General features: G+C 64.8%; 9 protein-coding genes. All 9 read left to right on the top strand.

Going from position 1 to position 7,645, the window contains the following annotated elements; translation table 11 throughout:
• The coding region (locus V7080_RS21630) for a glycoside hydrolase family 16 protein (protein WP_334190456.1) at nucleotides 1-452 on the top strand (452 nt) is incomplete at its 5' end.
• 311 nt (nucleotides 453-763) lie between these two features.
• The gene (locus V7080_RS21625) at nucleotides 764-1,822 is read left to right on the top strand and encodes a type III polyketide synthase (RefSeq protein ID WP_334190455.1); all 1,059 of its coding nucleotides are present in this window, start codon (nucleotides 764-766) and stop codon (nucleotides 1,820-1,822) included.
• 10 nt (nucleotides 1,823-1,832) lie between these two features.
• Complete coding sequence (locus V7080_RS21620; RefSeq protein ID WP_334190454.1) at nucleotides 1,833-2,582, top strand: methyltransferase domain-containing protein; 750 nt, start codon at nucleotides 1,833-1,835, stop codon at nucleotides 2,580-2,582.
• On the top strand, nucleotides 2,579-3,859 hold the full coding sequence (locus V7080_RS21615) for an NAD(P)/FAD-dependent oxidoreductase (RefSeq protein WP_334190453.1): 1,281 nt from the start codon (nucleotides 2,579-2,581) through the stop codon (nucleotides 3,857-3,859). Before V7080_RS21620 ends, V7080_RS21615 begins: the two co-directional genes overlap by 4 nt.
• On the top strand, nucleotides 3,860-4,186 hold the full coding sequence (locus tag V7080_RS21610; protein ID WP_334190452.1) for an acyl carrier protein: 327 nt from the start codon (nucleotides 3,860-3,862) through the stop codon (nucleotides 4,184-4,186).
• Nucleotides 4,183-5,409: a beta-ketoacyl-[acyl-carrier-protein] synthase family protein gene (locus V7080_RS21605; RefSeq protein WP_334190451.1), complete on the top strand. Its 1,227-nt coding sequence runs from the start codon at nucleotides 4,183-4,185 to the stop codon at nucleotides 5,407-5,409. Before V7080_RS21610 ends, V7080_RS21605 begins: the two co-directional genes overlap by 4 nt.
• Nucleotides 5,410-5,567: 158 nt before the next feature.
• The gene (locus tag V7080_RS21600) at nucleotides 5,568-6,185 is read left to right on the top strand and encodes a chalcone isomerase family protein (protein WP_334190450.1); all 618 of its coding nucleotides are present in this window, start codon (nucleotides 5,568-5,570) and stop codon (nucleotides 6,183-6,185) included.
• 150 nt (nucleotides 6,186-6,335) lie between these two features.
• Nucleotides 6,336-6,830, top strand: coding sequence for a DUF2946 domain-containing protein (locus tag V7080_RS21595; RefSeq protein ID WP_334190449.1), 495 nt, complete (start codon nucleotides 6,336-6,338; stop codon nucleotides 6,828-6,830).
• 289 nt (nucleotides 6,831-7,119) lie between these two features.
• A partial coding sequence (locus tag V7080_RS21590) for a Plug domain-containing protein (RefSeq protein WP_334190448.1) occupies nucleotides 7,120-7,645 on the top strand: 526 nt, incomplete at its 3' end.

Below are 7,645 nucleotides of genomic sequence, written 5' to 3'. Positions count from 1 at the left end.
AGCTGCCGGTCGGCAAGGGCACATGGCCTGCGTTCTGGCTGTACAACCATGACGAACCGGATCCGTTCCGCCCAGAGATCGACATCATGGAAGCGTATGCAGGCGGTGGCCCCGCAAGCTACTGGAGCGATGCGAACTTCCATCCGACCGCCTATGCACCGACGGTATGGAGCGGCGCGCCGGGGGTCCTGGCCGGCTCGAAGATGATCACCGGTCTTGGCGACCTGTCCGCCGGCTATCACAAGTACGCACTGAAGTGGGAACCGGGCAAGCAGACGTTCTACTACGACGGCAGGGAGGTTTATACGCTGAACGTGACCATGCCGCGCCGCATGTACGTGATGCTGGACCTGCTGTTCGGCAGCGCCAGCGGCCAGCCGGACAACACCACGCCGACTGGTAAGAACAACTCGTTCGACGTGAAATATGTGCGCGTCTGGCAGTTCAGGTAACAAGCACGGTCTGAAGCGGCGCGCACGCGCCTGCCTCTGATCCTCAAGGCCCGTATGTCCTGCATACGGGCCTTTTCGTTTGCGGCTGTTCCTTCCCCAGGCGACGCCTCTTTCAACCTCGAATCAATCCTTCTTCCCTCTTCGCAACACGTCTTCCGCCCTGCGGCGCCGCGCCTCCTCGCTCTTGCAACTTGATCACCAACGACTGGTCTAAAAATTAACTTGCAACAGAGAATCAACGTGCGCCGACCCGTACTAGACAGGTCAGAAGGCGCCGCCTTCCACACTTGGATGACAACGGGAAAGCACGCATGTATGTATCTGGCATAGGAACCGCAGTACCGCCCAATCGCTACCTCAAATCCGATTGCTGGGAAGCATTCCAGGAGTCGGACTGGTTTCAACGGCTCGGCCCGCGTGCGCATGCGGTTGCCAAGGCGGTGCTGTTGCGCGACAACGGCATCGAGGCGCGTCATCTCGCGCTCGATTCGCTGGAGGAAGTCTTCCAGATCGATCCCGATACCCTCGACCGGCGTTTTATCGAGCACGCACCTGCGCTCGCCCGCGATGCCGGCATGCGCGCGCTGGAACAGGCGGGTCTGCAGCCGGAGCGCATCGATGCCATCGTGGTCAGTACCTGCACCGGTTACCTGTGTCCCGGCCTCAGCGGCTATGTCGCCGAAGGGCTCGGACTGCGCGCCGACATCCAGGCATTCGACCTCGTCGGCCAGGGATGCGCGGCCGCGCTTCCTAACATGCGGCTGGCAAGCGCGCTGCTCGATGCGGAACAATGCAGCCATGTGCTGTCGGTATGCGTCGAAGTATGCAGCGCGGCAATGTATCTCGACGATGATCCCGGCGTGCTCATCAGCGCCTGCCTTTTCGGCGACGGCGCCGGCGCGGCGGTGCTTTCCCGCCGGCCGCGAGAAACGGTGCGGCGCATCGAATGGCGCGACAGCGAATCACTCATCAACCAGACGAAGCGGGAAGCGCTGATGTTCGAGCAGCGCAGCGGCATGCTGCGCAACATCCTCACCCGCGACGTGCCCTGGCTGGCGGCCGACCATGCGGAGGCGGTGCTGAACAAGGTACTGCGGCGCTCCGGCATCGAACGCGATGCCATCAGCGCGTGGATCATGCATGCGGGCGGCCGCGATGTGCTGGCCGCACTGGAAAAGAAGTTCGGCATCGACAAGCACCACCTGCGCTACAGCGCCGCGATGCTGCGGGATTACGGCAACCTCAGCAGCGCGTTCGTGTATTTCGTCCTGCAGGCGGCGCTGGAAGACGATGCGCCCGGCGGTGCATGGTGGCTGTCGTCGTTCGGGGCAGGCTTCAGCTGTCACGGCGCGCTGCTGCAGGTCGACTGAGCCGCACTCCATGATCGGCGCGTCCTCTACCGGCAGCACGTTTCCGCGACGTCTCGAAGCGGAGGCGCTCGATCACCTGGCCGAAGACGATCCGCGCGCGATCCGGTCCCGTGCCGACCTGCGGCGCATCAATCGCATCATGGGATCGGCCGGAATCATCGCCGGCCCGCTCGGCCGGTACCCGCGGCGGCCGTCGCGCATCATCGAACTCGGCGCAGGCGACGGCAGCCTGATGCTGCGCCTGGCGAAGCGCTTCGCGCACACCTGGCCCGGCGTGGAACTGACGCTGCTCGACCGGCAGGACCTCGTGTCCCGGGCCACCCGCGACGGCTTCCGGAAGGTGGGATGGCATGTCCGCGTGCTGCAGGACGATGTGCTGGACTGGGCAGCACGACCGGCGCCGGAGGAATGGGACATCGCCGTGGCCAACCTGTTCATCCACCACTTCGACACGGACCAGATCGCATCCCTGTTCCAGGCACTGCAAGACCGCACCCGGATGGTCGTCGCCTGCGAGCCGCTGCGCGCGCGGCTGCCGCTCCTCGGCAGCCGGCTGGTCGGACTCGTCGGTGCCAACGCGGTCACGCGCGAGGATGCGGTACTGAGCGTGCGGGCAGGTTTTCACGGCAATGAGTTATCGGCGCTATGGCCTGCCGGCGCGCGCGGATGGCGGTTGGAAGAAAATCCGGCACGCCTGTTCAGCCACCTGTTCGTGGCGACGAAAGAAGAAATCCAAGAGGAGGCACAAGGATCGACATGACGATGCACACCCACTATGACGCCATCATCATCGGCGCCGGACCGGCCGGTGCCAGCGCCGCCATCCTGCTGTCGCGCTACGGCTGGCGCGTGGCGCTGGTGGAGAAGCAGCGCTTCCCTCGCCGCAAGGTGTGCGGCGAATGCATCGCCGCCACCAACCTCCCGCTGCTCGACGAACTCGGTATCGGCAGGGCGGTGGCCGACCTCGCCGGCGCACCGCTGCGGCAGGTGGCGCTGATGATGGGCGAGCATACGATACGCGCGCCATTCCCGGCCTTTGCCGATGCGCGGCATCCATGGGGCGTCGCGCTCGGGCGGGAAGTGCTGGACACATTGCTGCTCAAACAGGCGGTGCGCAGCGGCGCCGACCTGCTCCAGCCATGGGCGGCACGCAGCATCGAAGGCGGACCCGGTGCGTATCGCTGCCAGGTGGGCAAAGTCCATGCGGACGAGTCCGCCACGCTGCATGCGCCGGTCCTGATCGCAGCGCATGGTTCGTGGGAACTGGCGCCCGCCGGAGCGCCGCATGTCCCGGAAGGACAACAGAAACCGCAGCAGCATTCATCCGATCTCTTCGCGTTCAAGGCGAATTTCACCGAAGCCAGGCTGGAAAATGGCCTGCTTCCGGTCCTGTCCTTTCCCGGGGGGTATGGCGGCATGGTGGTCGGCGACAACGCCACCGCAACGCTCGCCTTCTGCATCCGCAGGGACCGCCTGATGCGCTGCAGGCAGGACGCGCCGGCGATGAAGGCCGCCGAAGCGGCCGTCGCCCATGTCGCGCACAACTGCGCCGGCGTGCGGCACATGCTGTCCGGCGCGCGACAGCAGGGCACCTGGCTTGCCGTCGGGCCGATCCGGCCGGGCATCCGCATGCCGCGCGACGGCGGCAGCGCCTTCCTGGTCGGCAATTCGGCCGGCGAGGCGCATCCCATCATCGGCGAGGGCATGAGCATGGCAATCCAGTCCGCCCGCCTGCTGGCCGGACTGCTGGGGCCGCACCGCGCCGACATGCACGATGCGGCGCAGCAGGCGGCCCTGCGGCAAACCTATGCGCAGATGTGGCACGGCCATTTTGCGCAACGGATACGGCTCGCCGCGCTGTTCGCGCATGCGGCGATGCGCCCTGCGCTGACCGGCGCCGCGTTACCGTTGCTGCGCATTGCGCCGCACCTGCTGACGCGGGCGGCGCAATGGGGCGGCAAGGTCACCCGCGCGCCGATGCCCATGCCGGCCACGCTCGACGCTTTGGATACCGACGACTTACTCAAGGAGTGCTGAATGACGACCTACGAACGCCTGAAGCAGATACTGGTCAGCAAGTACCAGCTCGCGCCTGAAAAACTGACGCCCGACGCCAGGCTGGAAGAACTCGGCGTCGATTCCCTCGGCGTCATGGAACTGCTGTTCCAGGTGGAGGATGAGTTCAGTATCCGGCTGCCGTCCGACCAGGTGGAATTGCCGACGATCGGCGACGTGGTCGATTACATCGACCGGCTGGTCGCCGAGCAGCATGCGGACGCCGCCCCGGTTGGCGGCGTGCTCCCTCCGCCGGCACCATCGGCTGTCCAGAAAAACACCGGCGCATCGAGCGGACGCGCGGCATGAGACGAGTGGCCGTCACCGGCATCGGCATCGTGTCGCCACTCGGCGACACGATCACGCAACTCGAAGACAACCTTGTCGCCGGCCGGTCGGCGATCGGTCGCCTCGATGACGAGGCATTCGGCAGGCTGACGACGCGCATCGCCGCGCAGACGGCGTTCGACGGCGTCCGGCATTTCGATCCGCCGAAGCTGCGCATGCTCGACCGGGTCAGCCAGCTGGCGCTGGTCGCCGCGCGGAAGGCGCTGGAGGATGCCGCTTTCGAGCCGGATTTCGACCGGTCCCGCGCCGGCGTATTCATCGGCACCGGCATGGGCGGATCGCTGACCACCGACGATGGCTACCGCACCCTGTACGAACAGCAATCCGACCGCATCAAGCCCTTCAGCGTGCTGCTGGCGATGAACAACGCGGCGGCATCCTGGATCGGGCTGGAATACGGCATCACCGGGCCGAACCTGACCTACAGCACGGCCTGCTCGTCATCCGCGGTCGCCATCGGCGAGGCGGCAAAGGCCATCCGTGCCGGGGATGCCGACGTCATGATCGCCGGCGGCGCCGAAGCGCCGCTGTCGCTCGGCACGATGAAGGCATGGGAAGCGCTGCGCACGCTCGCGGTGGAAGACACCGACGATCCGGCCGCATCCTGCAGGCCGTTTTCGAAAAACCGGACCGGCCTGGTGCTCGCCGAAGGCGCCGCGATCGTGATCCTGGAAGAGTGGGAAAGGGCGGTGGCGCGCGGGGCTGTCATTTATGCGGAACTCGCCGGCTACGGGCTGGCGACGGACATTGCGCACCTTACCCGCCCCAGCGTCGAGGGCCAGGCGCGGGCGATGGACCTCGCTCTGGCCTCGGCCCGCATCGATGCCGCCGACATCGCCTACCTGAATGCCCACGGCACCGGCACGCCCGCCAACGACCCGGTCGAGACCGCCGCGATCCGGCAGGTATTCGGCGCCTACGCGGACCGGCTGGCGGTCAGTTCCAGCAAGTCCATGCACGGCCACCTGCTCGGCGCGGCAGGCGCGCTGGAATTCGTGATTGCCATCCTGGCGATGCGCAGCGGCGTGATGCCGCCGACGATCAACCTCGATCAGCCCGACCCGGAATGTGATCTGGACTATGTGGCGAACGCGGCGCGCCACGGCCAGCGGATCGGCGCGGTGATGTCGAACTCGTTCGCCTTCGGCGGGACGAATGCGGTGCTGGTGGCGAAAGCGGCCTGAACGCATAGGCGGGGCAACTTGCCGGCTCAACAACAAAGAGCGTTTTCTTCCGGGCCTGGCACGGTTGAAAAATAATTCGATCGGTGTTGCATTGCCTGCGGTCATCATCCCTTAAATTCTTGTATCCTAACGGCGACCACTTGCTTTAGGAGACAGCCATGCAACAACCTCACCGCCTCGGGCGCGCCATCGTGCTCGCCGCCGGCCTTTTTGCCTTCGCCGCATCCAGCGCCTTTGCCCTCGATGTCGGCGGTTACAAGTACGACGAAACCGCCAAGGTCGCCAACCAGGATCTGAAGCTCAACGGCGCGGGCGTGCGGTACAAGGCCATTTTCTCGGTCTATTCGGCTGGCCTGTACCTGCCGCAGAAGAAAACCACGCCGGCCGACATTTATGCCATGCCGGGTGCGAAGCGTATCCGCCTCGTCATGCAGCGCAACGTCAATGCCGAGGAGTTCGGCCAGGCGTTCATGACCGGCATCCAGCAAAACTCCGATAAGGCCGAAAAGGCGAAGCTCATCAACCAGCTGATGAAATTCGGCCAGTTGTTCGCCTCGATTCCGGAATTGAAAAAGGGCGACGTGGTCACCAACGACTACATTCCGGGCACGGGAACCATCGTTTCGATCAACGGCAAGCAGGTCACCGACCCGATCCCCGATCCGCTGTTCTACACCGTGCTGTTGCGCATCTGGCTGGGCGACAAGCCGGCGGACGCAAAGCTGAAGACCGGGCTGCTCGGCGACACCGACGAGCCGCGTCCGGCGAATTACTGAATCCGGATCCGACCAGGATCCGTTGCGGCGGCAATCGGCATGATTGCCGCCGCATCGACATGCAGAAACAAGATTGATTCAGGTGGATGGATCGAATTTTTGAATCTGCCCGCCGGGTTCAACGCAGTGCTCCGATGATAAGATCCGGCCATGGGATTGAGTCGATATCTGCGTCGTGTTGCTGCCTGGATTGCGTGTTTCGCCGTTCTGGCAGCGTCGCTCGCGCCGTCCATATCCCATGCACTCTACGCGGCCGGTTTGTCGGACGACGCACCGGCGTCCCTGATCGACCAGCACTCCGGCCACGCCCGGCAAGCCACGGATTCCAGCCATGACGGGGGACACCCGCAGGACATGGGGGACCATGCCTCGCACGAGCATGCGGTCCATTCCCACCACGCCGCGGCACATGGTCCGGACACGGCGGGCGAGTTGTCAAAAGATTCGCATTCATCCGGGCTGCACTTCGAACATTGCCCATTCTGCTTCACTCATGCCGGCTCCTTCGGACTGGCGCCATTTTCCGCCGTGATCGTTGCACCCGCTGCGGGTGCTTCCATCCTGCCGGTGCTTTTCTATCGTTCCCCATCGAGGCTGTTCGCCTGGACAGCCGCACAGCCCCGCGCTCCGCCCGTATTCGCCTGACCGGTTCTTTTTGCACGACGCGGTCCGGTAACTCATTTTCTATCTCTGTTGAAATCATTCGCACTCCCGGCTTGACCGGCGTGCGCGTTTGTAGTCGATGCCTTCCGGAACAGGAAAGGCATCGCCTGTATTTTCCGGGAAAGTCATGAGTCCGATATACCCGCTGCAGTGATCCGTCGCCATTGTCCAAAAGCCAGGAAGATGATCGCATCCATGCGTTCACCCGGTGCCGGCCGCCATGGCGGGAATACATGCAGCAGACAATCAATTTGAAGATTGAGGATTATTCATGTCCCACTCAGGCAAGCGGCCATCCATTCGTCGCATGCACTATGTATCAGTCACCGCGGTGCCGATTCTCTGGGCACTGCACCTGCCGAACGCATTGGCGCAGGAAAAAGTGCTGCCACCGGTTACCGTCACCGCGGAACCGGTCGCCAGCCCGTCGCTCCCGCCGATCGAAGCGGCGCGGGAACGTATCGGCACCACGCCGGGCGGTGCCAATATCGTGGACGCCGAGCAATACAAGGAAGGAAGGGTGTCGACGCTGTCCGACGCGCTGCAGTTTTCACCCGGGGTGTTCGTCGCCTCGCGTTTCGGCGCCGAGGAAGCCCGCCTGTCCGTCCGCGGTTCCGGCCTGCAGCGCACCTTCCACATGCGGGGCATCCAGCTCCTGCAGGATGGCGTGCCGCTCAACCTTGCCGACGGCAGCGCCGATTTCCAGGCGGTGGAGCCGCTGTCGGCGCGCTACGTCGAGGTCTATCGCGGCGCCAACGCGCTGCAGTTCGGCGCCACCACGCTCGGTGGCGCGGTCA

It is taken from the genome of Noviherbaspirillum sp. (assembly GCF_036846085.1).
In the GTDB taxonomy this organism is placed as follows: domain Bacteria; phylum Pseudomonadota; class Gammaproteobacteria; order Burkholderiales; family Burkholderiaceae_D; genus Noviherbaspirillum.
Note: the sequence above shows the minus strand (reverse complement) of the source record. Positions and strands in the feature narration are given on the sequence as shown.